The sequence below is a fragment of the Brevundimonas sp. Marseille-Q4549 genome (assembly GCF_976940555.1).
In genome coordinates, this window is the sequence record NZ_CDRHXG010000001.1 from 2,742,119 (window position 1) to 2,767,306 (window position 25,188).

26 protein-coding genes are annotated in these 25,188 nt (G+C 69.4%); 5 read left to right on the forward strand and 21 right to left on the reverse strand.

Going from position 1 to position 25,188, the window contains the following annotated elements:
• Positions 1-105 precede the first annotated feature (105 nt).
• From ACWPV3_RS13735 to ACWPV3_RS13795, 13 genes are all read right to left on the reverse strand, one after another.
• On the reverse strand, positions 106-528 hold the full coding sequence (locus ACWPV3_RS13735) for a hypothetical protein (RefSeq protein ID WP_453978217.1): 423 nt from the start codon (positions 526-528) through the stop codon (positions 106-108).
• Positions 528-1,205 (reverse strand): hypothetical protein, encoded by a 678-nt coding sequence (locus tag ACWPV3_RS13740; protein ID WP_453978218.1) that lies wholly within the window; start codon positions 1,203-1,205, stop codon positions 528-530. The genes ACWPV3_RS13735 and ACWPV3_RS13740 overlap by 1 nt, the downstream gene beginning before the upstream one ends.
• A gap of 90 nt (positions 1,206-1,295) precedes the next feature.
• Complete coding sequence (locus ACWPV3_RS13745; protein ID WP_453978219.1) at positions 1,296-4,013, reverse strand: transcriptional regulator; 2,718 nt, start codon at positions 4,011-4,013, stop codon at positions 1,296-1,298.
• Positions 4,014-4,069: 56 nt separating this feature from the next.
• On the reverse strand, positions 4,070-4,903 hold the full coding sequence (locus ACWPV3_RS13750; RefSeq protein ID WP_292087557.1) for a flagellin: 834 nt from the start codon (positions 4,901-4,903) through the stop codon (positions 4,070-4,072).
• A 135-nt stretch (positions 4,904-5,038) separates the two neighbouring features.
• Entirely contained in the window at positions 5,039-5,314 is a 276-nt protein-coding gene (locus tag ACWPV3_RS13755; RefSeq protein ID WP_453978220.1) for a flagellar protein FlaG, read from the reverse strand.
• Positions 5,315-5,402: 88 nt separating this feature from the next.
• Positions 5,403-6,209 carry a flagellin gene (locus tag ACWPV3_RS13760; RefSeq protein WP_312733281.1) on the reverse strand — a complete coding sequence of 269 codons (807 nt, stop codon included), beginning with the start codon at positions 6,207-6,209 and terminating at the stop codon, positions 5,403-5,405.
• Positions 6,210-6,323: 114 nt separating this feature from the next.
• A complete protein-coding gene (locus ACWPV3_RS13765) occupies positions 6,324-7,136 on the reverse strand; it encodes a flagellin (protein ID WP_312733279.1) in 813 nt (270 codons plus the stop codon).
• Positions 7,137-7,280: 144 nt separating this feature from the next.
• Positions 7,281-8,087: a flagellin gene (locus tag ACWPV3_RS13770; protein WP_312733277.1), complete on the reverse strand. Its 807-nt coding sequence runs from the start codon at positions 8,085-8,087 to the stop codon at positions 7,281-7,283.
• 277 nt (positions 8,088-8,364) lie between these two features.
• A complete protein-coding gene (locus ACWPV3_RS13775) occupies positions 8,365-9,183 on the reverse strand; it encodes a flagellin (protein WP_292087551.1) in 819 nt (272 codons plus the stop codon).
• Positions 9,184-9,552: 369 nt separating this feature from the next.
• Positions 9,553-10,002 (reverse strand): hypothetical protein, encoded by a 450-nt coding sequence (locus ACWPV3_RS13780; protein WP_453978221.1) that lies wholly within the window; start codon positions 10,000-10,002, stop codon positions 9,553-9,555.
• Positions 9,999-10,382 carry a M15 family metallopeptidase gene (locus tag ACWPV3_RS13785; protein ID WP_453978222.1) on the reverse strand — a complete coding sequence of 128 codons (384 nt, stop codon included), beginning with the start codon at positions 10,380-10,382 and terminating at the stop codon, positions 9,999-10,001. Before ACWPV3_RS13785 ends, ACWPV3_RS13780 begins: the two co-directional genes overlap by 4 nt.
• Entirely contained in the window at positions 10,379-12,259 is a 1,881-nt protein-coding gene (locus ACWPV3_RS13790; protein WP_453978223.1) for a DUF2793 domain-containing protein, read from the reverse strand. Before ACWPV3_RS13790 ends, ACWPV3_RS13785 begins: the two co-directional genes overlap by 4 nt.
• A gap of 141 nt (positions 12,260-12,400) precedes the next feature.
• On the reverse strand, positions 12,401-12,862 hold the full coding sequence (locus tag ACWPV3_RS13795; protein ID WP_292181408.1) for a DUF4112 domain-containing protein: 462 nt from the start codon (positions 12,860-12,862) through the stop codon (positions 12,401-12,403).
• A 65-nt stretch (positions 12,863-12,927) separates the two neighbouring features.
• Here ACWPV3_RS13795 and ACWPV3_RS13800 point away from each other — a divergent pair, with 65 nt between their 5' ends.
• Positions 12,928-13,881, forward strand: coding sequence for an endonuclease/exonuclease/phosphatase family protein (locus tag ACWPV3_RS13800; protein ID WP_453978224.1), 954 nt, complete (start codon positions 12,928-12,930; stop codon positions 13,879-13,881).
• Here the strand turns inward: ACWPV3_RS13800 and ACWPV3_RS13805 are convergent.
• The 7 genes from ACWPV3_RS13805 to ACWPV3_RS13835 form a co-directional block, all read right to left on the reverse strand.
• Positions 13,862-15,067 (reverse strand): CCA tRNA nucleotidyltransferase, encoded by a 1,206-nt coding sequence (locus ACWPV3_RS13805; RefSeq protein ID WP_453978225.1) that lies wholly within the window; start codon positions 15,065-15,067, stop codon positions 13,862-13,864. The two genes, ACWPV3_RS13800 and ACWPV3_RS13805, sit on opposite strands and share 20 nt — an antisense overlap.
• A complete protein-coding gene (locus tag ACWPV3_RS13810) occupies positions 15,064-15,726 on the reverse strand; it encodes a CoA pyrophosphatase (RefSeq protein WP_453978226.1) in 663 nt (220 codons plus the stop codon). Before ACWPV3_RS13810 ends, ACWPV3_RS13805 begins: the two co-directional genes overlap by 4 nt.
• A complete protein-coding gene (locus tag ACWPV3_RS13815) occupies positions 15,723-16,286 on the reverse strand; it encodes a DUF1285 domain-containing protein (protein WP_453978227.1) in 564 nt (187 codons plus the stop codon). Before ACWPV3_RS13815 ends, ACWPV3_RS13810 begins: the two co-directional genes overlap by 4 nt.
• A 70-nt stretch (positions 16,287-16,356) precedes the next feature.
• Positions 16,357-16,992 (reverse strand): OmpW/AlkL family protein, encoded by a 636-nt coding sequence (locus tag ACWPV3_RS13820; RefSeq protein WP_453978538.1) that lies wholly within the window; start codon positions 16,990-16,992, stop codon positions 16,357-16,359.
• 125 nt (positions 16,993-17,117) lie between these two features.
• The gene (locus ACWPV3_RS13825; protein WP_453978228.1) at positions 17,118-17,615 is read right to left on the reverse strand and encodes a GNAT family N-acetyltransferase; all 498 of its coding nucleotides are present in this window, start codon (positions 17,613-17,615) and stop codon (positions 17,118-17,120) included.
• 72 nt (positions 17,616-17,687) lie between these two features.
• Positions 17,688-18,461 carry an enoyl-CoA hydratase gene (locus tag ACWPV3_RS13830; protein ID WP_453978229.1) on the reverse strand — a complete coding sequence of 258 codons (774 nt, stop codon included), beginning with the start codon at positions 18,459-18,461 and terminating at the stop codon, positions 17,688-17,690.
• Complete coding sequence (locus tag ACWPV3_RS13835) at positions 18,458-19,537, reverse strand: MBL fold metallo-hydrolase (RefSeq protein ID WP_453978230.1); 1,080 nt, start codon at positions 19,535-19,537, stop codon at positions 18,458-18,460. Before ACWPV3_RS13835 ends, ACWPV3_RS13830 begins: the two co-directional genes overlap by 4 nt.
• A 128-nt stretch (positions 19,538-19,665) precedes the next feature.
• Here ACWPV3_RS13835 and ACWPV3_RS13840 point away from each other — a divergent pair, with 128 nt between their 5' ends.
• The 4 genes from ACWPV3_RS13840 (at position 19,666) to ACWPV3_RS13855 (ending at position 23,014) form a co-directional block, all read left to right on the forward strand.
• Positions 19,666-20,595, forward strand: a complete 930-nt coding sequence (locus ACWPV3_RS13840; protein ID WP_453978231.1) for a hypothetical protein — start codon at positions 19,666-19,668, stop codon at positions 20,593-20,595.
• A 104-nt stretch (positions 20,596-20,699) separates the two neighbouring features.
• Positions 20,700-21,497, forward strand: a complete 798-nt coding sequence (gene xth / locus ACWPV3_RS13845; RefSeq protein ID WP_453978232.1) for an exodeoxyribonuclease III — start codon at positions 20,700-20,702, stop codon at positions 21,495-21,497.
• A 5-nt stretch (positions 21,498-21,502) separates the two neighbouring features.
• Positions 21,503-22,018: a hypothetical protein gene (locus ACWPV3_RS13850; RefSeq protein ID WP_292087522.1), complete on the forward strand. Its 516-nt coding sequence runs from the start codon at positions 21,503-21,505 to the stop codon at positions 22,016-22,018.
• A gap of 90 nt (positions 22,019-22,108) precedes the next feature.
• Positions 22,109-23,014, forward strand: a complete 906-nt coding sequence (locus ACWPV3_RS13855; protein ID WP_292087521.1) for a cobalamin biosynthesis protein CbiG — start codon at positions 22,109-22,111, stop codon at positions 23,012-23,014.
• Positions 23,015-23,420: 406 nt separating this feature from the next.
• Here ACWPV3_RS13855 and recN read toward each other — a convergent pair whose 3' ends face one another.
• Positions 23,421-25,118 (reverse strand): DNA repair protein RecN, encoded by a 1,698-nt coding sequence (gene recN, locus ACWPV3_RS13860; RefSeq protein WP_453978233.1) that lies wholly within the window; start codon positions 25,116-25,118, stop codon positions 23,421-23,423.
• Positions 25,119-25,188: the final 70 nt, after the last annotated feature.

Consider the following 25,188-nt stretch of genomic DNA (forward strand, 5'->3'; position numbering starts at 1 on the left):
CGAAGCGGATCACCGCCAGACGCATTCGACATCAGACCCGCCAAATCGGTGGATTAACGAAATGTTCCACCTTTGTTCACGCTACGCAAGCCTGCGACGCGTTTTCTATTTCGCCTCGGGCTCGTCGGCGACGGCGATGGGCCGCCCCGTCTCGTCGCGGGTGATGGCGCCCGGAATGGCCAGACGGCCGTCGCCCGTGCGGGCCATGGCGAAGAAGCGGCTGCCGTTCAGGCTCTTGCCGAACTTCACGCCTTCGCGGTCGATGAAGATGAACCGGCCCTGATAGGCGCCCGTGACCTCCTGGTTGGAGCCGCCCATGCGCAGGAAGCGCAGCCGCATCTCTTCCAGACGCGCGGCGCACAGTTCGATCTGGGCGACGTTCTCGCCCAGCTTCTGCAACTCGGGCGGCTTTCCGGCGGGCTGGGTCACATAGTAGCAGGTCTCGGGCGTGAACTCGAACTTGGGTTCATTGCTGCAGGCGGCCAGTGCGGCGGCGCCGGCGACGAGGACAAGGGCGGTCGCGCGCATCAGTTCAGCTCCGGGAATTGGCAGTTGCGATCCTGTTCGGCCAGGGTGCGGAAGCGGGTGTTGTCGCCGGACTGTTCGACCCGGCGCGGCACCAGGCGCAGGGTCGTGTCGCCCCAGCGGCCGTACTGCGCCTCGCCCGGCCGCACGCACGTTCCGGCGTACAGGGCCTGGACGCAGGCGGCGCGGCTCATGCCGTTCGACAGCACGCGCCAGTCCGACCCGGTATAGCGCAGGCAGGGGCTGCCGGCGGCGGGGGGCGCGGCGGTCGGCTTGGGCGAGATCGGTTCGACGCTGGGGGTCGCCTGCGGCGTCTCGACCGTCTGGACGGGCGGCAGTTGCGGCGGCGGGGCGAAGGCGGCGGTCGGGGCGGCGGCCAGGGCCCCGGTCTCGTCCAGACCCACGTCCAGGGCGTCGGTGGCCAGACCGTTGCGCCGGGCGCAGTCCGCCAGGGTCGCCAGACCCACGAACTGCCCGTCCACGAAACATTTCAGCTCTCGCGTCGGCTCCAGCGACGGCGCATCGGCCAGATCGACCGTCAGCCCCCCCTTGGAGGCAGGGGGCGGCTCGGGCGTCTTGTCCCCGCCGCTGGTGAAGATCAGGGCCAGAACGACAGCGACGACGATCACCAGACCGGCGCCGACGGCGATGATGACGCGGTTGTCTTTGGGCGGGGTCATGGACGCCTTTCACGATTGCCGACCCAATAACCCCGAGCCGGCGCCGGGCGTCAACCGCCGATCCTAGCCTGCGCCCGCGCGCTGAGGCGATCAGGCGCTCAGACGATTGAGCGCCGCCTGGAAATTCGCCAACTGGGTCTGCTGATAGGCGGTGGAGGCGCCCTTGCCGGACTGGCTGTTGGTCTGGGGCGTGGTCTGCGGCCCCAGGGCGCGGTAGGCGGATCGCACCGCCGTCATGGCCTGGGCCAAGGCCTCCGTCGCCGCCTTGATCGAGGCGGGATCGTTCAGATTCAAGGTGTTGGCCAGGTTCAGGCCGAAGGTCTTGATCGACTTGTCCGCCGTGTTTCCGACGAAGCCCGGCGACAGCCCAAGCGCCGCCAGGGCGTCCTTGCCCACCGCGCCGGCCGATATCACCGCCCCGGCCTTGTTGTCGGCCGCGACGATCTGAAGCCTCTGGACGGGCGGAACCACCTTGGAATCCGTGATTACCGTCGCCTTCAACTGCCGATTCGAGGCGGTCATGATCTTCTTGGCCAGGGTGTCCAGCGTGTCCTTGGCGTCGATGGTCACGGTCACGGCCCGGCCGCCCCCCGCCGGCGAGATCGAGAACTGATCGCCCACCCGCGCCGCAGTGGCGACGGTCAGCAGCTTGGATTCCGCCTGCATGATCTCGCCCTGCGGCAGGCCCAGGCGATCCAGCACGCTGGCGCCGCCCGCCGCGATGCTCAGGCTGGTCGGCGTGACCTGATCGCCGTCGCCGCGCCAGGTGCGATTGTACTCCACCGTCCCGGTCGCCAGATCCAGCCGCGCCAGATAGGCCTGCGTCGGATCGGTCTTGGCTGCACCCGCGTCCCGGTTCGTGCCGGTGATCCAGACCTTGCCGTCCTTGATCTGCACGTCAGCCGCCGTGTCGTTGCCGGATCCGCCGAAATAGGTCAGCCGATCGCCCGCCCCGGCCTGAAGATCGCCGGACAGGCTGGCGACGAAGACATCCGTCCCGCCCGCATGGGGGTTCGTCACCGTCCCGGCGTCCAGGGCGGCGTTGTCGGTCTGGCCCGTCACGACCACCCGGCCGTTCTCGACCGAGACCCCGGCGATGGAGCCGCTCAACAGACCCAGGTCGCGCGTCGCCGCCAGGGTCGGAATCCCCGCCGCATCCAGGGTGAACCGGCGCACGACGGCCCGCCCGTTCTCGACGCCTGCGGTGTAGAGGTCCGACCCCGACACCGTCATGGCCTGGACCGAATCGTCGCCGGAGGAACCGAACTGCAGGGTCGAGACATTGACCCCCGCCACGGGCCCGATGACCGTCAGAGGCCTCTCCTCGAAGGTCTGCAGATAGCTGTCCCATCCGCCCAGGGCCGCCTGGCCAGGCATGGCCGACTTGGCTCGCCCGGCGACATAGACGCGCCCGTCGTCGCCGAAACGGACTTCGGTCGCCTCGTCGGCGGCCTTGGCGCCGCGTCGCTGGGTCCACAACTCCTTGCCGGTGTCGTCGAACACGGTGACGAAACTGTCGGCTACGGTGGCGACATCGCCGCTCTTGCCGGGTTCCAGTGCGCCGGTCACGGACCCGGCCACCGCCACGCGCCCGTCGGCGTCCACGGCGATGGAGAAGCCATTGGCCGATCCGGCCGCGCCCAGCAGCTTGGTCTGCGTCAGATTGCCGGCGGAATCGTATTTCATCAGGGCGACGTCGCGCGCGCCCTTGATCGGCTGATTGTCCAGCCGCTCGGTAAGGTCCGCCACGACCCAGACCGAGCCGTCGGGCGCCGTCGCGCTGGCGCGCACCGCCGCGACCCCGTCCGGCAGGTTGGTATGGCCCACCCGGTCCGCGACCCAGAAGGGATCGTCCACCCCCTGCTGGGCGGCCGGGGCGGCGCCGCCGTCGGCCTGGAACTTCAGCAACTGGCCCGCGCCCTTGGCCCCGACGCCCTGCGTCACATAGACGGCGTCGGAGGCGGCGGCGGCCGTGAAACCCACCGTCTCCCCCACCCCGCCCCAAATCTTCAGCGCCCATTGGTCCGGCCCCGCCGGCAGGGTGATGGTCTTGCCGCCGCTCTTGATCGTCTTGGGCTGAACCTCGATCGCCTCGCGCCCCACCCGCGTCGCGACGCCGGCGTTCTCCAGGCTGTCGTTGATGTGGGCGATGACGTTGTCCATCGTGCGCGGCGTCGCGCCCATGTTCGACAGGTCGATGTCGACGCTCCGCGTCCCCACCGCCGTGCGGATGGTCATGGCGAACTTCACGTCGCCCTCGAACGCCTTGACCGGATCGCTCAGGGCGCCGTCGTGGATCGGCTGAGTGACGAAGCTGGAGGGCGCCTTCTCCTGGGCGAAGCCGGTCTTGACCTTGGACTGGGACACGCCCTGCACCAGGCGCAGATCCTCGAACTTGGAGGTCTTCAGATAGTCCGACAGTTCCGCCAGGCCCGAGGCGAACCTCTTGGCGACCTGCCCGGCCTCTGCGGCCGACAGCCCCTTGACGTTGGCCCGATCCGCCAGGGCGCCGAGGGTGTTCAGCGCCTGATAGGTCGCGAACAGCTTGCGATAGTCGGCCGAGGCGCCGGCCAGATCCAGATTGACGGCGGATTCGTCGACGATGCGTCGCCCGCCCAGGGCGGCGCGCACCATGTCGCTGGCCTTGGGGGCGGTCGTGGCCTTTGACGACCACGGCGCCGTGGGCTGGGTCTGTTTGGCCTTGGCGGCCCCTTGCGAGGTCTGGGCCGAGGTCTGCGCGCCGAACAGCGAGGACGTATCGGTCGTCCCGCCGTACAGGCCCAACAGATAGCTGTTGTTGATCATCATTCGGCTCCGCCCCTCCACATTGCGGCGCGGGCCGATAACGAACCCTTAAGCGGCCGTCAGCCCTTGAACAGCGACAGGATGATCTGCGGCGACTGGTTGGCGATCGACAGGGCCTGGACGCCCAGCTGCTGTTGCACCTGAAGCGCCTGCAGCCGCGCGCTTTCCTTAGCCAGGTCGGCGTCCACCAGATTGCCGATGCCGGCCTCCAGCGCGTCGGAGAGCTTGCCCACATAGGTGGTGTGCCGCTCGATCTGCTTGGCCTGGGCGCCCAGTTCCGCCAGATTCGCCGTGCTGGTCGACAGGGCCGTGTTGATCCGCGTCAGCGCCGCGTCGGCGTTGGCCTTGGTCAGCAGGTCCGGCGCAGCCGGCGTCGTGCCCAGCCCCAGGCCGTTCAGCGTCATGTCCTGGCGGTTCAGCGTGATCGTCTCGGTTCCGTCGGCGCTGGCCAGAAAGTTGATGCCGGCCGTCGCCGATCCGTCCAGGATGTTGGAGCCGTCGAAGATGGCGTTGTCGGCGAACGACTGGATCGACTTCAGCAGCGACTGGAATTCGTCGTTGTAGGAGGTCCTCATCGCCAGGGTGGCGCTTTCGTCGGACGCCGCCGTGGCCTTGGCCTTCAGCTCGGTCAGCAGGTCCGAAATCTGTTCGCCCGCCGCCAGCGACACGTCGGCGATCGAGGTCGCGCGGTTCAGGCTGGTGGTGACGGCTTCCAGCGCCCCGCGGTCCGCCCTCTGCCCCTGCGCCACCGCCCAGACGGCGGCGTTGTCCTTGGCGCCCTGAACCTTCAGGCCGGTGTTCACCCGGCTCTGGGTCGCGGCCAGCTGGTCGCTGGTCTTGTTCAGGTTCTGCAAGGCGATCATCGCCGAGGTGTTGGTATGGATGCTGGTCATGGCTTCAAGCCCCGGGACTTCTGTTCCGTGCAGCATTAACCATGAGTCGTGAGCGGATGGTTAACGGCCCGGAAACCATGAATGCGCCGTCCGGCGAGCCGGCGGCGTTCCCAAGCCTCGATGCGACAGCGGCCTCTAGGCCGTGGTGTCGACGATCTTTCCGCCCCGATAGGTCGGGTCGCTGCTCAGTTTCTCGACCTCTTCCCTCGGCAGTTGGCGGATCACCTCGCCCGTCACCCGGTCCAGGACCTTGTACACATAGCGATGATCCCCGACGGCCTCGATGGTCAGCCGGTAGCGGCCGGCGTCGGCGTTGTCGTTGCGCGGCTCGGGCTGGACCTCGGGCGTAGCGACGACGGTCGAAGGCAGGGGCGAAGGCGCGCTTGTTATTCTGGCGACATTCTCTGTCATGGCTCCCAGCGCGGACAAACCCGCGCTCCTCTAAGGAAGTAGGAGACGTTCGGCCGGGCGGCCGTTCATGATCGCCCGGCCGTTCGCCTTAGCGGAACAGGCCCAGCAGGATCGAGCTGGACGAGTTGGCGATCGACAACGCCTGCACGCCAAGCTGCTGCTTGGTCTGCAGGGCGGTCAGACGGGCGCTTTCCTTGGCCAGGTCGGCGTCCACCAGATTGCCGATGCCGGCCTCCGTGGCGTCTTGCAGCTTGCCCACGAAGGTCAGCTGACGACCCACCGACTTGGACTGGGTGCCCAGGGTCGCCAGGCTGTCCGTGACCTTCTTCAAGGCCGCGTCGACGTTCGCCGTGGTGGCGTTCGCCGCCGTGATCGCGCCGGTGTTCACGGCCGCCAGCGCCGCGTCCGTCGAGATGTTGGCCGCGAAACCGACGCCATAGGTGCCGCCCGAGGTGTTGGTCGTCACATTGGTGACGCCCGCGGTGGCCCACAGATTGACGCCGTCGAAGCTGGCGCCCGACAGGGCCGAGGCCACTTCCTTGCCCAGGGCGTTGTAGTCGGCCAGATAGGCCGCCTGCGCGTCGCCGGTCGAGGAGGCGATGTTGACCGCCAGGGCCTTCATCTCTTCCAGAGCCGAGGTCGCCGTGTCGCCGGCCGCCAGGGCCACGTCGACCAGCGACTGCCCCCGTTGCAGCGAGTTCTTGACCGCGTCCATCGCCCCCATGTTGGCGCGCTGGCTCGTGGCGATGGCGAAGATCGCGCCATTGTCCTTGGCCGACGACACCTTCATCCCGGTGTTGATCCGGTTCTGGGTCGTTTCCAGCTGGGCGTTGGTCTTGTTCAGGCTCTGCAAGGCGACCGCAGCGCCGTAGTTGGTGTTGATGCTGTTAGCCATTTTGGCTCTCCTTCTTCACTTCGTGATGGCCGACGCCCTTTTGGCGACGGGAGCGTTTTGCTCGGGGTTTCAGACCTTTGGCCGGGACGCCGAAACGCCCCGGCCTTCCGGGCCTTAGCGGAACAGGCCCAGCAGGATCGAGCTGGACGAGTTGGCGATCGACAACGCCTGCACGCCAAGCTGTTGCTTGGTCTGCAGGGCGGTCAGACGGGCGCTTTCCTTGGCCAGGTCGGCGTCCACCAGATTGCCGATGCCGGCCTCCGTGGCGTCCTGCAGCTTGTTGACGAACGTCAGTTGACGGCCGATCGACTTGGACTGGGTGCCCAGGGTCGCAAGACGCGTGGTGACTTCCTTGATCGCAGCGTCCACGGCGGTGGTGGTCGCCGTGGCGGCCGTCGCCGTCGTGGTGACGCCGGTGATGCCGGTCGCCGCCGCGATGTCGGTCGTGCCGAAGCCGACCTGGTAGGTGCCGCCCGAGGTGTTGGTCGTCACATTGGTCGCCGTGGTGGTGTTCCACAGGTTGACGCCGTCGAACGACGCGCCCTTCAGCGCGGTGTCGACTTCCTTGCCCAGGGCGTTGTAGTCGGCCAGATAGGCCGTCTGCGCGTCCGAACCGGTGGCGGACGAAGCGATGTTGACCGCCAGGGCCTTCATCTCCTCGAGCGCCGACGTGACCGTGTCGCCGGCGGCCAGGGCCACGTCCACGATGGACTGACCCCGTTGCAGCGAGTTCTTGACCGCGTCCATCGCCCCCATGTTGGCGCGTTGGGTCGTGGCGATGGCGAAGATCGCGCCATTGTCCTTGGCCGACGACACCTTCATGCCGGTGTTGATCCGGTTCTGGGTGGTTTCCAGTTGGGCGGCGGTCTTGTTCAGGCTCTGCAGGGCGACCGCAGCGCCGTAGTTCGTATTGATGCTGTTAGCCATTTTGGCTCTCCTTCTTCACTTCGTGATGGCCGCCGCCGTTTTGGCGACGGGAGCGTTTTGCTCGGGGTATGAAGGCCGACCGTGATCGACCTCCGGTTTCAAGGCCATGACGCGACCGCCCAAGGCTGATCACGCCTCCGGGCCTCAGCGGAATAGGCTCATCAGGATCGAGCTGGACGAGTTGGCGATCGACAGCGCCTGCACGCCAAGCTGTTGCTTGGTCTGCAGGGCGGTCAGACGGGCGCTTTCCTTGGCCAGGTCGGCGTCCACCAGATTGCCGATGCCGGCCTCCGTCGCGTCTTGCAGCTTGCCCACGAAGGTCAGCTGACGGCCCACCGACTTGGACTGGGTGCCCAAGGTCGCCAGGCTGGTGGTGACGGTCTTGATCGCGGCGTCCACGTTGGTGACTGTGGCGTTCGCCGCCGTGATGGCGCCGGTGTTCACCGCCGTCAGGGTCGCGTCGGCCGACGGCGCGGCGGCGAAACCGATGGCGTAGGTGCCGCCCGAGGTGTTGGTGGTCAGGTTGGTGACGGCGGCGGTGGTCCACAGATTGACGCCGTCGAAGCTGGCGCCCGACAGGGCCGAGGCCACTTCCTTGCCCAGGGCGTTGTAGTCGGCCAGATAGGCCGTCTGCGCGTCGCCGGTGGACGAAGCGATGTTGACCGCCAGGGCCTTCATCTCTTCCAGGGCGGACGTCGCCGTGTCCCCGGCGGCCAGGGCCACGTCGACGATGGATTGGCCGCGCTGCAGCGAGTTTTTCACCGCGTCCATGGCGCCCATGTTGGCGCGCTGGGTCGTGGCGATGGCGAAGATCGCGCCATTGTCCTTGGCCGACGACACCTTCATCCCGGTGTTGATCCGGTTCTGGGTCGTCTCCAGCGAGGCGTTGGTCTTGTTCAGGTTCTGCAGCGCGATGGCCGCGCCGTAGTTGGTGTTGATGCTGTTCGCCATTTTGGCGGGTCCTTTTTCACTTCGGTGATCGCCGGCGTCCTTTTGACGCCAGGAGCTTTTTGCTCGGTGGGGGTGAAGCAATTGCCGGGCCAGGAAACGGCCGCATTGCCGGTCGTAACGTACTGATTTTACACGTTAACTCTTGATTTACCGTCCTTTCTGCCCGGCAGTTTCTGCCGAGCGCCCCCGATCACCCGGCAGAATTTACCGGGCGCGCGCTGAAGGTCGGGCGAAGACGCGGATCGTCTCGGCCTGAAATGGGAGGATCGAGCTCCGCTTAGTTGCGGAACAGGCTCAACAGGATCTGGCTGGAGGAGTTGGCGATCGACAGCGCCTGGACGCCCAGCTGTTGCTTGGTCTGCAGCGCGGTCAGCTTGGCGCTTTCCTTGGCCAGGTCGGCGTCCACCAGATTGCCGATTCCGGCTTCCGTGGCGTCCTGCAGCTTGCCCACGAAGGTCAGCTGGCGGCCCACCGACTTGGACTGGGTGCCCAGGGTCGCCAGATCGGACGTGATTTCCTTGATCGCGGCGTCGACGATGGTTGTCGTGGCGCCCGCACGCGCGGCCGTGCCGGCCGAAACGGCGGTGACGGCGGCGGCGGCGGCCTTGTCGGTCGTGCCGAAGCCGATCTGATAGCTGCCGCCGCTCAGATTGGTCGTGACATTGGTCGCCGTGGTCGTGTTCCACAGGTTGACGCCGTCGAAGCTGGCGCCCTTCAGCGCGGCGTCGATTTCCTTGCCCAGGGCGTTGAAGTCGGCCAGGTAGGCGGTCTCGGCGTCGGAGCCGGCGACGGACGACTGGATGTTGACCGCCAGCTGCTTCATCTCTTCCAGAGCAGCGGTGACGGTGTCGCCGGCGGCCAGGGCCACGTCGACGATGGATTGGCCGCGTTGCAGCGAATTCTTGACCGCGTCCATGGCGCCCATATTGGCGCGCTGGGTCGTCGCGATGGCGTAGATCGCGCCGTTATCCTTGGCGGTGGCGACTTTCAGGCCCGTGTTGACACGGTTCTGCGTGCGAGCCAGCTGATCGTTGGTCGCATTGAGGTTTTGCAGCGCGATGGCGGCGCCGTAGTTCGTATTGATGCTGTTAGCCATTTTGGCTGTCCTTTTTCACTTCGTGTGATGTCCGGCGCCATTTTAGCGCCAGGAGCCTTTTGCTCGGGCTCTTCAGGAGCAAGGTCGGGGCCAGTTCGGAACGGCCCGTCCGACATATTTCAACGTTGATTTTTATGTACTTATTCCGACGGTAGACGAACCGACCCGGCAAAATCCGGTCACATGCGGCAGATATTGCCGAGTCGTTTCTGCCCCCTTCACCGGGGCCGGGCGCCGGCCTTGATCCAGGCGTCCTGCATCGCCCGCTCCGCCAGCAGCGTCTCGACCGCCAGCCGCCGCGCGCCGTCGCAGGCCGCGATCTGGGCGCCCCGCCGCATATAGGCGACATCCAGATCGCCGGCCGTCGGCTCAGCCGGCAGGGTCGCCAGGTCGCACGGCCGCGTCGCCGCCTCGGGCAGGGTCAGCCGTGGCGGCGTAACCGCCAAGGTCGGGCGCGAGACGGCGCAGCTCGCGATCATGGTCGCGCAGGCGATCGGCCCTGCGGCTTTCAAGAGGGATGTCGGCGTCATCGGCGCTCCTCGCCTGTTCCACGGCGGCGGCGGTCGCCCGCTCCGATGCCGTGCGTTGTCGTTGATGGTCCTCCAGTCGGCGCATCTGCGCGGCCGCCCCTTCGGCCTCCAGGCCTCGGGCCCGGCGTTCGGTCTCGGCGATGGCGGCGCGGGCCTGGGCCGCCTGCGACCGCCGCCGCTCCAGCCCCAGCGGATCCCAGTGGACTCCCAGCCCGGCCAGGGCCGCCAGCATCAACACCAGGCCGACGCCCAGCACGACCGCCCATCCCAGCGGTGCGAGACTCTTCATGGGAACGCCCCCCGATCCAGTTCGAAATGGGGCCCGTCCCTCAGGGTGCGCCAGTCGCCGCCCCAGACGATGGGAACCTTCAGCTCCAGGGCCGCCGTCTTGAAGGCCTCGGCGATCCGGCCATACAGCGGCCAGTCCCACCGAACCTGCCCGTCGACCAGCGCCGCCACATCGACCGCGTGCCCGGTCAGGTGCCGCGATTTCAGGGTCCGGCTGGCTCCGGCCCTGACCAGGACCGCTTGGCGTTCGGGCGTCCTCAACCCCTCGACGATCATGAAATCGACCGACGTCCGGGCGATGGCGCGCTCGACCGCGGCGATCAGGGCCGGATGCACCCCGCTCAGCCGCGCGCGGGACCGCGCCGACAGGCGAAAGCTCATGGCCGCCCCCCCGCCAGACGCAGCTTAAGCTCCGCGATCATGGCCGCCAGTTGCTGCGCCGTCGGCGCCATCAGATAGAGCACCAGCGTCAGGGCCAGCAGCCCCATCAGCCCGTCCGCCGCATGGAGCAGCCTGTCGGGCGGCATCCGCCCCAGTGATCGCAGCAGCAGCAGCCACAGCCCCGCGCTGACCAGAAAGACGTAAAGCCTGCGCCACAGCCATCGCCCCTCGGCCAGCGGCTGTCCCGTCATCCGCCTGCTCGCCCTCATTCCTCGTCCTCCCCTTCGGCGAAACGGCGGCCGCACAGGCCGTCCATCCCGCTCTCCATCCGCCATTCGCCCGCACTCAGACTGTCGGGCGTCTCCCATGCCTCGGCGTCCAGCCCCTCGACCGGCTCCATCGGATCGAACGGGCTCATCCGACCGCCGTGACGCGGACCAGACCCGCGCCCCCTGGCCGCCGACGCCTGCGCCCGTCTGCCCTGCCCCGCCGCCGCCGCCGCCCGCGCCGAAGGCCCCGCCCGCGCCGCCCGCCTGTCCGGCTCCGGCGGCCGAGGCGTTTCCACCGCCGCCGCCCCCGCCGCTGGGCGACAGATCGGGGTTGGAAGCCGCCTGACCGGCCGCGCCCGCCGCGCCGCCGCTCGTCGCGCCGCTGGTCAGGCCCCCGCTTCCGCCCTTGCCGCTTAGCGCGCGCGGCGTTGGACGCATCCAGGCCGCCGCCGCCGCCGCCTCCGCCCGGACCGAAGGGATCGCGCCGCTCCTCACCGTCCGCGGCCGCCCCGCCGGTCGAAGATCCGCCTCCGCCGTTCGCGGCCAGCCGCCCCAGGCCGCCCAGGCTCGCCGTCGTGCTCCCCCCGTTCCCCCTGCACCGCCCGTCGCGCGCAACAGGGTCTGCCCCGCCAGAACCACTGTCGTCTCGCCGCCGCCCTGGCCGTTCGCGCCCGAACCGGACCCGCCCGCACCGCCGCCGCCCGGCGTGACGGTCAAATCTCCAGTCAGGGCCGCGCGCGCCCACCGCCCCTCGCTGCGTCCGCCGGCTCCGCCTCCCGCGCCGCCCAGGCGCGCGGTCCCGGCCGCGCCCGACTGGCCTGCCCCGCCGCCTCCGCCGCCGCCGACGCAGACCGCCTCGATCCACCGCGCCCAGGCCGGGGGCGAATAGACGCCGGTGCCGGTGAACACCGTCGTCTCCAGCCGCGTCGCGCCCTGGTCGAAGGCCACACGCCCCGTCGCCCGATCCACCGCAAAGGCGCGCCGCCAGGTCCCGCCGTCCGGGCTGACCTTCAGGCTCAGATCGTCGTCGCCGATCAGGCCCAGTTCCGCCCGGCCGCCCCAGCCGCTCTGGAACAGCAGCGACAGCACGTCGTCCGCCGCCTCCTTGTTGACCTTGATCCGCAGATCGCCGTCGCCGCCCTCGCCTGTCCCGCGCGCGGTGATCAGGGCGGCGTTGACCTTCATCGCCACCGGATTGGCCGCGTCCGCCGTCGTGCCGACGCCCAGCCGCGTCAGGTCCTGCGCCACGCCCAGCCGTTCGCCCAGCGGCCGCCAGTCGCCGCCCACGCGCACCACCGCCTCGCCCGCGTCGGCCACCATGGCGATCAGGCCGTCCGGCGTCGGCACGACGGCCCAACCGCCCGCCTCGAACCGCATCAGCGTCCCGGCCGGGCGTCCGCTCCAGGCGCTTCCCGTCGCGCCCTCGGGCAGAATGTAGAGGGCGCCGTCCGCCGGACCTTCGGGCTGCGCCGTGATCGTCCGGCTGACCGCCAGGGTCTGCAACAGGGCGTCCAGCCGCGTCAGGGCCGCGTTCAGGGTCACGTGTTTCTGCATCTGCCCCGCCGCCAGATAGGGCAGGGCCAGACGCGCGCTGAAATCGTCGCTCATGGGATCTCCGTCGTTGATGGAGATCAGTCTGGAACGCCCCGCGACCAGGGCTGGCGGATCGGGCCAAGCGAAAACCAAGCCGCTGTTTTCGCTGGCTTCATTTTCCCGAACTCGGCGCGCAGGCTCTGTCCTGCGCGCATATCAGTCGTGCAGATAGACGATGCGCTTCAGCTTCCGGTCGTTCTTCACAGTCTCCAGATGGCGCTCGTGGTCGCCGCTGGCGCGCGCCGCCGCCTCGCTGTCCTCGACCCAGTGAGTGGCCTCGATGTGTTTCTGCAAGGCGCCGGCCGCCATCAGCTGGCCGGGAAAGAAGGTGTCCACCACGTCGCCCGCGATCGGCACGGACCCCGTCGCCGTGTCCACCGCCATATAGGCCGCCATCCGCGCCAGGGTCGCCGGCGTCGCCTTCGCCCTTATCCCCTGCAGGATCAGCCAGCCGCCGGTCCCGACCGTATAGACGGTGCCCACCACCGGGATCCACGTCAGCAGGGCGTCCAGACCCAGGCCGAACGGCCCGAAGCCGATCACCCGGTCCGACAGCTTCTTGACGCCCTCGACATTGGACCAGATCTTCTCGATATCCCGGATGGACCGTTTGGCCATGTCGCGCTCCAATGGTCACGCTTAACGCGCCTGTGGCGTTGATGTTCACCCTCAAAGGACCGTTCATGTCCCTGCTGAAGACGGCGGCCAATCTGGCGGCCGGCCTGACCCTTCTCGGCCTGGCGACCATCGCCGCGACGGCCCTCAGCGGCGTCGGCCATCGCTGGGTGGACATCCTGGCCCAGTTCACCGCCCCGGCCCTGACGGCGGCGGTCGGCGTCACCCTGATCTGTCTGCTGCTGCGCCTGTGGCCGGCGGCCGGAACCGGCGTTGTGACCTGCGGCCTTCTTCTGCTCGCGGTCTGGCCCCAATGGTTCCCCCCCCGCGCGCCCGCGCCTCTGCCGGGTCAGCCGGTCGTGCGCGTCTATTCGGCCAATCTGTGGGTCTATAACGCCGATGTTCAGGCCATGCGCCGCTCCATCGCCGCCGCCGATCCCGACATCGTCATGCTGGTGGAGATGGGGGCTGTCGCCACCGCCCGGGCCGACACGATCCTGGCCGGCTACCCTTACCGCACCGATCTGCACCAGCCGGATCGCGGCCGCGACGCCCGCTCTATCGTGGCCTCGCGCTATCCCATCGTCCGGACCCTGCCCTCGCCGCCCGACGGTCTCAGCGCCGCGGGCGCGGTGATCCAGACGCCGCTTGGGCCGCTGGACGTCTTCGCCGTCCACCTGACCCGGCCCTGGCCGTATCAGTATCAGTGGGGTCAGATCACCCAGGTCATGGCCCTGACCCAGCGCCGGTTGGAGGCTCCCGTCCATCCGGTCATCGCCGCCGGCGATTTCAACAGCGTCTCCAGCGCCCGCATCGGCCGCCAGGTCCAGGCCGACATGAATCTGGTCGCCGCCCCGGCCTGGCCCGGCACCTGGCCGACGCGCCTGCCCGCCTTCGCCGGCATCACCATCGACCAGGTCTATCATTCGCCGGACCTGGCCCTGGTGTCGCGCCGCCTGGGCGAACCCACCGGCTCGGATCACCGCCCGGTCGTGACCCAGTTCACCCGCGCGGCGCAATAAGGCGTTTCAGCCGGTCCTCGTGCCCGTCCACGGGAAAGTCGTCGGCGATCCAACCGTCCTCGAACGCCTTCAGCACCCGCCCCGTCTCCGGTCCCGGCTTCAGGCCCAGCCGCGCCAGGTCCCGCCCGCCGACCGGCAGGGCCGGCGCCGTCCAGGTCTGGGCCATATCCCGCAGCCGCGCGCTGCGCCCTTGCGTCGCCTCGGCCCGCGCCAGCCGATCCTGAAACGCCCGCCGGCCCAGCCGATACAGCGCCGCCCGCGCCTGGGCGTCCGTCAGTCCAGTCGAAACCGTCGCTCCCTCGGCCACCGCCGCCGCCAGCCGATCCCGCACGGCGTTCGACAGCCTCAGGCTCCCCGCGATCCGCGTCACCGTCGCCGCATCGGCGGGCGCCAGGGCCGACAACCGCATCACCGGATCGTCGCTGACGCCGCACATCCCCTCGAACAGATTCAGCGGCTGAACCTCGGGCAACACCTGCGCCAGCACGCCGGTCTCGGCCATCGCCGCCACCGCCGGTCGCGGATCGGGGGCCGCCAGCAGTTTCAGCAACTCCTTGGACACCCGTTCTGCCGACAGGCGCGCCATGCCGTCCTTCAGCGCCGCGCACGCCGTCAGCCCCACCGCGTCCGGCGCCCCGCGCCCGTACCAGGCGTAGAATCGAAAGAAGCGCAGTATCCGCAGATAGTCCTCGCGGATGCGCGTCTCGGCCTCGCCCACGAAGACGATCCGCCCGGCCGCCACGTCCTCCAGCCCGCCGCCGGTCGGATCGTACACCGTCCCGGCCCGGTCGGCGTAGAGGGCGTTCAGGCGAAAATCCCGTCGCGCCGCATCCTCGGCCCAGTCCTGGGTGAAGGCCACCACCGCGCGCCGACCGTCGGTCTCCACGTCCCGTCTCAGGGTGGTGATCTCATAGGGGCGTCGATCCGACACGCCCGTCACCGTGCCGTGCTCGACCCCGGTCGGCACGGCCTTCAGCCCCGCCGCCTCCAGCGCCCGTATCGTCTGGTCGGGCGTCAGCCGGGTGGCGATGTCGATGTCGTCGACCGGCTGGTCCAGCAGGCTGTTGCGTACGCAGCCGCCGACGAAGCGCGCGCACCCTTCGCCCCCGGCCGCCTCCAGCGCCGTCATCACCGCCTGGGTCGCCGTCGCCTCCAACCAGGGCTGTCCGGCCATGGAGACGCTCACGCCGCGTCCTCGTCCGCCGCCGCGACCGCCTGCGCCTCGTCGCCGTACAGCCGCGCATGCAGGCCTTTCAGAATGCCCGCCGTCACGCCCCAGATGTAGCGTTCGCCCCATGGCATGGCCCAGAACCACCGCCGCAGCCCCTCGTCCAGATCGTAGAAATCACGTCGGTGGTTGGCCGCATCCATCAGGAATTCCCAAGGCGTCTCGAACACCTCGGCCACCTCGTCGGGCGAGGGCGTGGTCACGGGCGGGCGGTCGAGCCAGCCGATCACCGGCGTGACCAGAAACCCCGTCCCCGTCTCATAGGCGTCGGAAAGACCCAGCACCTCGACCGCGTTCGGCTCCAGCGCCACCTCCTCGTCCGCTTCGCGCAGGGCCGCCTGAACCGCCGTCTCGCCGGGGTCCAGCCGCCCGCCCGGAAAGGCGATCTGGCCCGTGTGCCGCGCCAGGGTGTCGGCCCGCCGGGTCAGCAGCACCGTCGCCCCCTCGGGCCGCGCGATCACGGGAATCAGGACCGCCGCCGGCCGCAGGTCCTTGACCGTGCGCGCGGCCTTGGGGTTCAGGTCGAAGTCCGATCGGTGGGCCGTCAGATCGGGCCGCCAGCCGTCCACCGGCTCCAGCCGTTCCGCCAGCCGCGTCTTCAACGTCTCCAGGCTCATGCGACCGCGCCCAGGGAAAAGGTCTCGCCGCCCGAACGGACAACCATCCGCCCGTTCTCCGCCTCGGCCATCTCGACCAGTTCGTAAAAGACCGGCCGCGCGATCCGCGCCCACAGGCCGCGCCGCACATGGACGCGCGGCGCCGGCTCGCCCGTCTCGGGATCGGTCTCGACCACGATGGGATCGTCCGCCCCGGCCCGAGCCACATCCCCGACATCGGTGGTGAACACCAGGTCGTCGCCGTCCCGCTCGACCGCCACGGCCCGGAAGGGCAGGTCTTCGACCGCGATCTTCAGCTTCTCGACCGGCGTGACCAGATGATAGCCGTCCGGGTCCTTCCTCAGGACGGTCGAGAACAGCCGCACCAGTTCCTTGCGGCCGATGGGCGATCCTTCGTGCATCCACACCCCGTCGCGGCGGATCACGATGTCGATGTCGCCGCAGTGTTCGGGATTCCACAGATGCACGGGCGGCAGGCCGCGCCCCGGCGCCTGTATCGCCGCCTGGTTCGCGGCCTTGGCCACCGCCGACAATCCGCCGTTCGAAGTCTGATCCGTCATGGACGAAGACTTAGGCGCGCGGGGCCGGTTCGTCACCCCGCGCGCCGTCGTCGCCCTTACGGCGTCATCGTCAGAACTTGCGGCCCACGCCCACCGACACGACCCAGGGGTCCAGGTGCACGTCGCTGTTCATGGCGCCGTCGTTGATGTCGGCGTCGGTCTTGAACCACACCTTCTTGACATCGACGTTCAGGCTCCACGGCCCTTTCAGCCCTAGGTCAGCCCCGGCCTGCAGGGCGTAGCCGAAGCCGTCGTCCAGCTTCACCTTGAAATTGTTCTGATCCTTGCCGTCGAAGAAGACCATGTAGTTCACCCCGGCGCCGACATAGGGGCTGAACCGTCCCTCGGTCAGCGGTCGGTACTGCAGGGTCACGACCGGCGGCAGGACCCAGGTCTCGTGCACCGCCACATCGGTCGTCCCGCCCTGGGCGCGAATCTCGTGCTTGGTCGCGCCCAGGATCGCCTCGACCGCCAGATGGTCGGTCAGGAAATAGGTGAAGCCCAGCGTCGGCATCACGCTGTCGCCCACATCGACATGCAGGCCGGTGTCGGCGGCGGCGGCGGTCTTGATGGCGTCGTCGGCCTGAGAGAAGACGTCCGTCGCCCGTCCGGTCACGATCCAGTCGCCGGCGCGCGGGGCGGTCCAGGCCTTGTCGCTCTGGGCCAGGGCCGGCGTGGCCAGCACGGCCGCAGCGGCGGCCAGCATAAGGGTCTTGAAGGCGTTCACTTGCAGTATCCCCGACGTCCAGGCCGCCTCATGCGGCCGATATCCGGCGTCGTGCGGGGCATGCGCGCACCTGATCGGCCGCGCCTTGATCCAGCGCAAATCCGTCAGCGGTCGATCCGCACAGGTCCTCTCGCCTCGGCGTCGCGCGTGGCCAGCCACATCACCCGACGACGAGCCACCGGTCCGGGCAGGACCGCTTCCGGCGCGGGGCGAAAGCCGAATCGTTCGAAATAGGCGGCGTCCCCGACCAGCAGCACGCCGCCGACATCCAGCGTCCTCGCCCGCTCCAGGCAGGCCTCGACCAGTTCGGCGCCCAGTCCGCCGCTGCGTCGCGTGGCGTCCACGGCGATAGGCCCCAGGAACAGGGCCGGCGTCTCTCCGACCCGGATGGGCCACAGCCGCACCGAGCCGATCACCGCCGCCTCGTCGCGCGCCACAAAGCCGACGCGCCAGTTCGACCCTTCGCGCAGCCGCTCGGCCGTCTTGGCGAACCGGCCCGGCCCGAAGGCTGCGGCGACCAGGGCGGCCACGCCGGCGGCGTCGGCCGGGGTCTCGGCGTCGATCCGGCGATCGGCCGTGGTCAGGGCAAGGGCGTGCGACATCGGCGCTCCGGGAAGGCGCGCGCACTAGACCCAACCGGGATGCGAATTCAAGTCAAGGTCGGATGAAGCGGCTCAGCCCGCCTTGGAAAAGTCCGGCGCCCGCTTCTGGCTGAAGGCCATGAAGGCCTCCATCGCCTCGGGACTGCTCATCTGCGATCCGAAGGCCTCGCCCTCGCGCTGCATCAGGGCCCACAGCCCCTCGGCGTCGCGCATCAGCCGCTTGGTCTTGCGGATCGAATTCGGGGCCCGCGCCGCCACCTTGGCCGCCAGTTCCGCCGCCGTCGTCTCGACCTGGTCGGCCGGAACCGCCCGGTTCGCCAGCCCCCAGGCCAGGGCCGTGCGGCCGTCCAGCGGCTCGCCCAGGGCGAACAGTTCGAACGCCCGCTGATGACCGATGGTCGCCGGCAGCAGCAGGCTGGACGCCGCCTCGGGCGCCAGGGCCAGATTGACGAAAGGCACGGACAGCAGGGCGTCCTCGGCCACCACCACAAGGTCGCAGTGCAGCAGCATGGTCAGGCCGATGCCCACGGCCCGCCCCTTCACCGCCGCCACCGCCGGCTTGTCCAGGTCGGCCAGCGCCTTGAGGAACCAGAACACCGGCATGTCGCCCGGCCCCGCGCTCTGCGACCCCAGCGAAATGAAGTCCTGAATGTCGTTGCCGGCCGAGAAACTGTCGCCCTCGCCGCGCAGCAGCAGCACCCGCACCGCATCGTCGGTGCGCGCCCGCTCGGTCGCCTCGGCCAGGGCCGCATACATGGCCTGGGTGATGGCGTTCTTCTTGTCGGCCCGATCCAGGGTGACGGTCAGGACGCCGTCGGCCAGTTCGCTGCGGATATGTTCGCTCACGTCGTTTCCTCGTCCTGTGCGACGGCGCTCCACCAATCGACGCCGTTCTCATCCCGCGTCCGCGTCGCACGGCCGCGTTTCTCCAGATAGTTCAGGTGCGCCTGGGCCTCGCCCGTGGCCATGCCCAGCGCCCCGTCCCCAACCGCCCGACCGAAGACGGCGGGGAAGCCGTCGATCACCCTAGACGGTTGACGCAACGTCCGCTCAAGCCGTTTCAGCGCGACCTCGTGTCCGCGCTTCAGCGCCTCCAGCCGCGCCTGCACGCCCGTGAACGGCTCTCCATGCGCCGGCAGCACATAGGTCTCGGCCGGCAGCAGGCCCGCCAGCCGGTCCAGCGACGCCATCCAGTCGCCCAGGGGATCGGCCTCCGGCTCCGTCGACCACACCGACACATTGGAGGAGATACGCGGCAGGATCTGATCCCCCGACAGGAAGACCCCGTCAGAGCGCTGCCACAGGCAGACATGCTCGGGGCTGTGGCCCGATCCGACCACCACGGTCCAGTCGTCCTCGCCGATCCGCACCACCTCGCCTTCGGACAGCCGGCGATAGCTGCGGGGCATGGGGGCCACCCCCTTGCCGAACCCGCCGTAGTCGTCGCGCCAGCGCGCGATCTGCGCCTCGCTCCAGCCCGCCGCGCGATAGAAGACCTCGCCGTCCGCCGGGGCGTCGCCCGCCTCTTCGGCCATCAGCATCCGCGCCGTCACATATTCCAGCCGCGACATCGACAGGGGCGCGCCCGACCGCTCGCACAGCCAGCCCGCCAGGCCGATGTGATCTGGATGCATGTGGGTGCAGATCACCCGTCGCACCGGCCGCCCGCCCAGCGGCCCCTCCAGCGCCGCCTCCCAGGCCGCCGTCGCCTCGCGCGTCCTCAGCCCCGTATCGACCACGGTCCAGCCGTCCCCGTCGGCCAGGGCGTAGGCGTTCACATGATCCAGTTGAAACGGCAGGGCGAACCGCAGCCACAACACGCCCCGCGCCACCTCCACAGCCTCGCCGGGGGCCGGAACCGCCGGCCCCGGATAGGTCAGGCCCCGCCCATCCTTCGTGGTCTGCGTCGCGCCGTCGGCCAAGTCCGTCTCCAATAACAACGGACGAACTCTAGGCCGTATCAAGCCTCCACGTCCAGCCATGCCTTGACCCGGCCATCTTGGAGCGCCACACGATCTCATACGCAGACACAGTCCTCGAGGTGTTGTTCATGAAGCTCTCCATCGCCGCCGTCACCCTTGCGGTTCTCGCCATCGGCGTCGCAACGGTCGTTCCGGCCGCCGCTCAGACCCGCCCGGACGATCCTCGGGAAAACGCCACTCGCGGCTCTGGCAACGCCCGCATGGGCCGTAGCCGCGACAGAGCCCCGCAGATGACTCCGGAACAGATCACCGCCGCCGCGCAGGAACAGGCCACCCTGGCCCAGACGGGCTGCCAGGTCTCCGAGGCCAAGCTGCTTGGCACGACCGCCGAGAAGACCTCCATCTACGAAGTGGCCTGTGCAGCGGGCCCCGGCTATCTGATCGAGACGAAGACGCCCCCGGTGGCGACGGATTGCGTGCTTCTGGCCCATACGGCGACGACCGCCCGCGCGGCGAACCCGGAGGCCGCCGTCGGCCCGCAATGCACGATCCCCGCGAACCAGGACACCCAGAAATTCCTGCGCGAATACGCCCAGCAGGCCGGCGTGCCCTGCACGGTCGACCAGGTCGCGGTAGTGGGCAAGTCCAATGACGACGCTGTGGTCTACGAGGTCGGCTGTTCCGGGGACCAGGGTTACTGGATCAAGAAGATCAACAACGCCTGGACCAAGACCGCCTGCATTCAGGTGGTCGCCGAGAGTGGAACTTGCCGGTTCACGACCACGGGCGAAATCGCCGCCTCGGTAAAGACATGGCTGGCCGGTTCGCCCGCCGCTTCGTGCAATGTGACCGAGGCGCGTCTGATGGGTCGCAACGCCAACGGCGTCTTCTACGAAGCCAAGTGCGACGGCGCCGACGGCGTCATCGCCCGCCTCAACGACCAGAACGCCGTCCAGCAGATCTATCCCTGCGCCACCGCCCAGCAGATCGGCGGCGGCTGCAAGCTGACGCCGGCCCCGGCCGCCGCGCCCGCGCCGGCCTCGGGCGGCCGCCTCTAGGGGCCCGTCCATCCAAAGCCGAAAGGGCCGTCGGAGAGATCCGGCGGCCCTTTTCTTTTCGACCGCTCTTTTCCGAAGCGCAGACGCAGCCTAGCGTCGCCGTCATGCGCATCGCCACCTGGAACGTGAACTCCGTCAACGCCCGCCTGCCCACCGTCCTGGCGTGGCTGGAGCAGGCCGCCCCCGACGTCGCCTGTTTCCAGGAAATCAAATGCGTGGACGAGAAATTCCCGCGCGAGGCGTTCGAGAGCCTAGGCTACAATGTCGAGACCCACGGGCAAAAGACCTATAACGGCGTCGCCCTGCTGTCGAAACACCCGCTGTCCGACGTCCGGCGCGGCCTGCCGGGCGACGATGCGGACGATCAGGCCCGCTATCTGGAGGCTGTGGTCGAAGCGCCCCGCCCCGTCCGTGTCGCGGCGATCTATCTGCCGAACGGCAATCCGATCGGGACCGAGAAGTTCGCCTACAAGCTGGCGTGGTTCGACCGCCTGAACCGTCACGCCCAGGACCTGCTGAAGTTCGAGGAGCCGCTGGCCCTGTGCGGCGACTACAACGTCATCCCCGAGGCCGAGGACGCCAGGAACCCCGCCGACTGGACCGGCGACGCCCTGTTCCAACCCGAGAGCCGCCGCGCCTTGCGCGCCCTGAAGAACCTGGGCCTGGCCGACGCGCACGAGATCGGCGGTGAACCGGCCGGAACCTACACCTTCTGGGACTATCAGGCCGGCGCCTGGCAGCGGAACAACGGCATCCGCATCGACTTCGCCCTGCTGTCGCCTCAGGCCGCCGACCGTTTCCGGGGGATCGAGACCCACCGCGAGGCCCGCGACATGGACAAGCCCAGCGACCACGTCCCGGTGGTGATCGACCTGGACCTGTCGCCGGACGCGGAGGCCTGACGCCGATGGCCGACGCCTTGCGGGTGGTTCTGCTGATCGCCCTGGCGGCCGCCGTGCTGACGACCCTGGCGCTGGCCCTGTCCTGGTGGATGGAGCCGCAACGCCGCCTGCGTCGCGCCATGTTGAAGGCCCTGGGCGCACCGCCCGAGGTCGAGGCCCTGTCGCCAGGCGAGGGCCGCGCCTGCGCCCTGAACTTCGACGTCGAACAGGTGGTCGTGCTGTGGGCCAACGGCGCCCACGGCCTGGCCTACGCCTTCGAAGAGGTCGAGGGCGGCGAGATCATCGTCGACGGCCACGTCGTGGCCCGCATCCGGCGGGGCGAGGCGCGCAAGTCGCTGGACGTCATGGCCCCCGACGCCGAACAGGTCGTGCTGCGCCTCATGTTCGCCGACGCTCGCCATCCCGAGTTCGAAATGGCCCTGTGGGACGCCGCCTTGCCCGCCCAGACCGGCTCTCCCGGCGAGGCCCTGCGCCTGGGCCGTCGCTGGCTGTCGCATCTGGAGGCCCTGCTGAAGGGCTGAATGCGGCCGAACGCCCTTTGCGCTCCGCGCGCGGGAGCGTTAGAAGCGCCCGCTCATTCTACAGACCAGCCTTTATTCAGGGAGGCCGCCTTGGCCCGCCTTTTCGACGCCTATGTCGTAGCCGACTGGACCGCCGCCGAGACCAGGAAACTGGGCGACACCTCGCTGTGGATCGGCGTGGCCAAGCGCGACGTGCGTTTCCGCCTCTATGCCGAGACGCACAACGTCGCCACGCGGGCCGAGGGCGAGGCTCTGCTGGCCTCCATTCTGGCCGACCACAGAAAGCGCGGCGACCGGGTCCTGGTGGGGCTGGACTTCAACTTCGGCTATCCGGCCGGCACGGCCGCGCGCCTGGGGCTGGACGGAACCCCGTGGCAGGCGATGTGGAAATTCATCGCCTCCAACATCGTGGACAAGGCCGACAACACCAACAACCGCTACCAGGTGGCGGCCAAGATGAACCGGCTGATGACGGACGAGGCCTGGCCCTTCTGGGGCGCTCCGGCCAAACAGGCCCAGCGCTGGCTGACCACCACCAAGCCTCCCGCAGGGGCGGGCGCCGACATCCCCGAGTTCCGCGCCACCGAGGACGCCGCGCGCAGGGGCCGTCTCCAACCCAAGAGCGTGTGGCAGATGCACGGCGCCGGCGCCGTGGGCGGCCAGACCCTGGTCGGCGTGCCCGCCGTCCGTCGCCTGTTGGACAGCCTGGGTCCGTCTGGCGCCGTGTGGCCCTTCGGCACGGGCTGGCGCGAACTGACGCCTGACGACGTGGAGCCCCTGTCGGCCCTGGTGGTCGAGGTCTGGCCCTCGCTCTTCCCGACCAAGCCCGAACCGGGCGAGTTCAAGGACCAGGCCCAGGTCCGCACCACCGCCGAGGCGCTGGCCCGCCTGGACGAAGCCGGCGACCTTGCCAAGGCCTTCGCCCCGCCCAAGGACGCCGCGCCCGACCTGATCCAGAAGGTCGAACAGGAAGAAGGCTGGATCCTGGGCGTCTGATACGGTCTGGGCGCGCAACGCCACGAAAAGGGCGTCGCGTTTTCAATCACCTGAAGACGCGACTGCGCCTTCGACACGCCCTGGTTCAAAGCCGTGCGACACTGTCCGCCGGTCTTTGACAATCCCATCCTTTCCGCGAATTCGGACAGTCCGGACTGTTCGGACTCTGTTTTTTCCTGAATCCACCCAACCGTCATTCCGGAGCTGAGCGCAGCGAAGAACCCGGAAGCCAGGGCCGTCCCGCCGCTATCCGCAGCGTCAAACCCTGATCTGCCTTCCTGGCTTCCGGGTTCGTTCTTCGGACCCATCGGAATCACGACAGCGGGCATCCCCATCAGGCCCACGCCTGGTCGGCAATCGGACTGTTCGGACTGTTCGGACTCCGTTTTTGCGAAGACCGCCCGGCCTATCCGATCAGGGCCCGCGCCGCCGCGCGCGCTTCGTCGGTGATTTCGGCGCCGGACAGCATCCGGGCGATCTCCTCGCGGCGACGATCCTCGTCCAGGGCGACGACCGTGGTGGTGGTCAGGCCGTCCTTGTCGGCCTTCATCACCTTCCAGTGGGCATGGCCGCGCGCCGCCACCTGGGGGCTGTGGGTCACGACCAGGACCTGGGCGCCGGTCGACAGCCTTTTCAGCCGCGACCCCACCGCCTCGGCCACGGCGCCGCCGACGCCTTGATCGACCTCGTCGAAGATCATCACGGGCTGCAGCATGTCCTCGCGCCCGGCCAGAGCCGCCTTCATCGCCAGGGCGAAGCGCGCCAGTTCGCCGCCCGAGGCGATGGCGTCCAGCGGGCCGAAGTCGGTCCCGGCGTTGGTGGCGATCTGGAACCGAACCGTCTCGACCCCTTCGGGCCCACGTCGACCCTCGATCGGCTCCAGCACCACGCGGAACCGCGCCCGCTCCAGCTTCAGCGGTCCCAGTTCCTCCATGACGGCGGCGGTCAGCCGTTCGGCCGCCGCCTCCCGCGCCGAGGTCAGGAAGGTCGCCGCCAGGTCGTAGCCTTCCGCCGCCTCGGCCGCCTCGCGCCCGGCGTTGGTCAGGGCCTCCTCCCCGTCTTCGATCAGCCGCAGCTGTTCGCGCAACCGCAGCCGCAGGGTCGGCAGGCCGTCCACCGTGACGTGCAGCTTGCGCGCGGCGGCGCGCAGGGCGAACAGCCGTTCCTCGGCCTTGTCCAACCGTCCGGGCTCGTAGTCGAAGGCGTCGGCGGCGGCGTCCACGGCGGCGATGGCCTCCTCGGCCTCCACCAGGGTCCGGTCGATGGCGTCCACGGCCGCCGACAGCCGCACGATGACCGGGTGATCCCCCTCCACCCCGGCCTGGCCCGCCCGCTGGCGTGCATGTTCGACGGCGCGCAGGGCCGCGCCCAGCTTTTGGCTCAGCTTGTCGCCGCCCAACTGGGTCCGGGCGTCGGCCAGGTCGGCGATGGCCTTTTCAGCGGCCCCCAGCACGGCGCGCTCTCCGGCCAGCTCGGTCTCCTCGTCCGCGCGCGGGTCCAGGGCGTCCAGTTCGGCCAGGTTCAGGGCGATTTCCTCGCGCCTCGCGGCCGCATCCGCCGCCTGGGCCTGCAACTCGGCCAGCTTCGCCTCTGCGGCCTTCAGCCTGGTCGCGGCGGCGGCTACGGCCTGAAGCTGGGGCTGCACGCCGCCATAGGCGTCCAGCAGGCCCCGGTGATTGCGCCAGTCGAGGAGACCCACTGTCTCGTGTTGGCCGTGCACCTCGACCAGCGCCGCGCCGATCTCTCGCAGGGCCGTGACCCCGGCGGGCTGGTCGTTGACATAGGCCCGGCTGCGGCCGTCGGCGCCCAGCACCCGGCGCAGGATCAACGCCTCGCCCGGCTGAGCCTCGAACCCCTTGTCCGCGATCAGGGCCATCAGGTCGGCGTCGTCCGGGGCGGTGAAGACGGCCGTGGCCACGGCCTGTCTGGCGCCCGTCCGCACCAGGCCGGCGTCTCCGCGTCCGCCCAGGGCCAGGCCCAGCGCATCCAGAATGATCGACTTGCCAGCGCCCGTCTCGCCGGTCAGCACGGTCAGGCCGTCCTGAACCTCCAGGTCCAGCGCGTCCACCAGGACGACGTCGCGAATGGAAAGGGCGGTCAGCATCGGGGTCGGCAGCCGGCGGAACGAATCGGGACCGCAGAATCGACAGACGCGCGTCCCGGCGCAAGGCCCG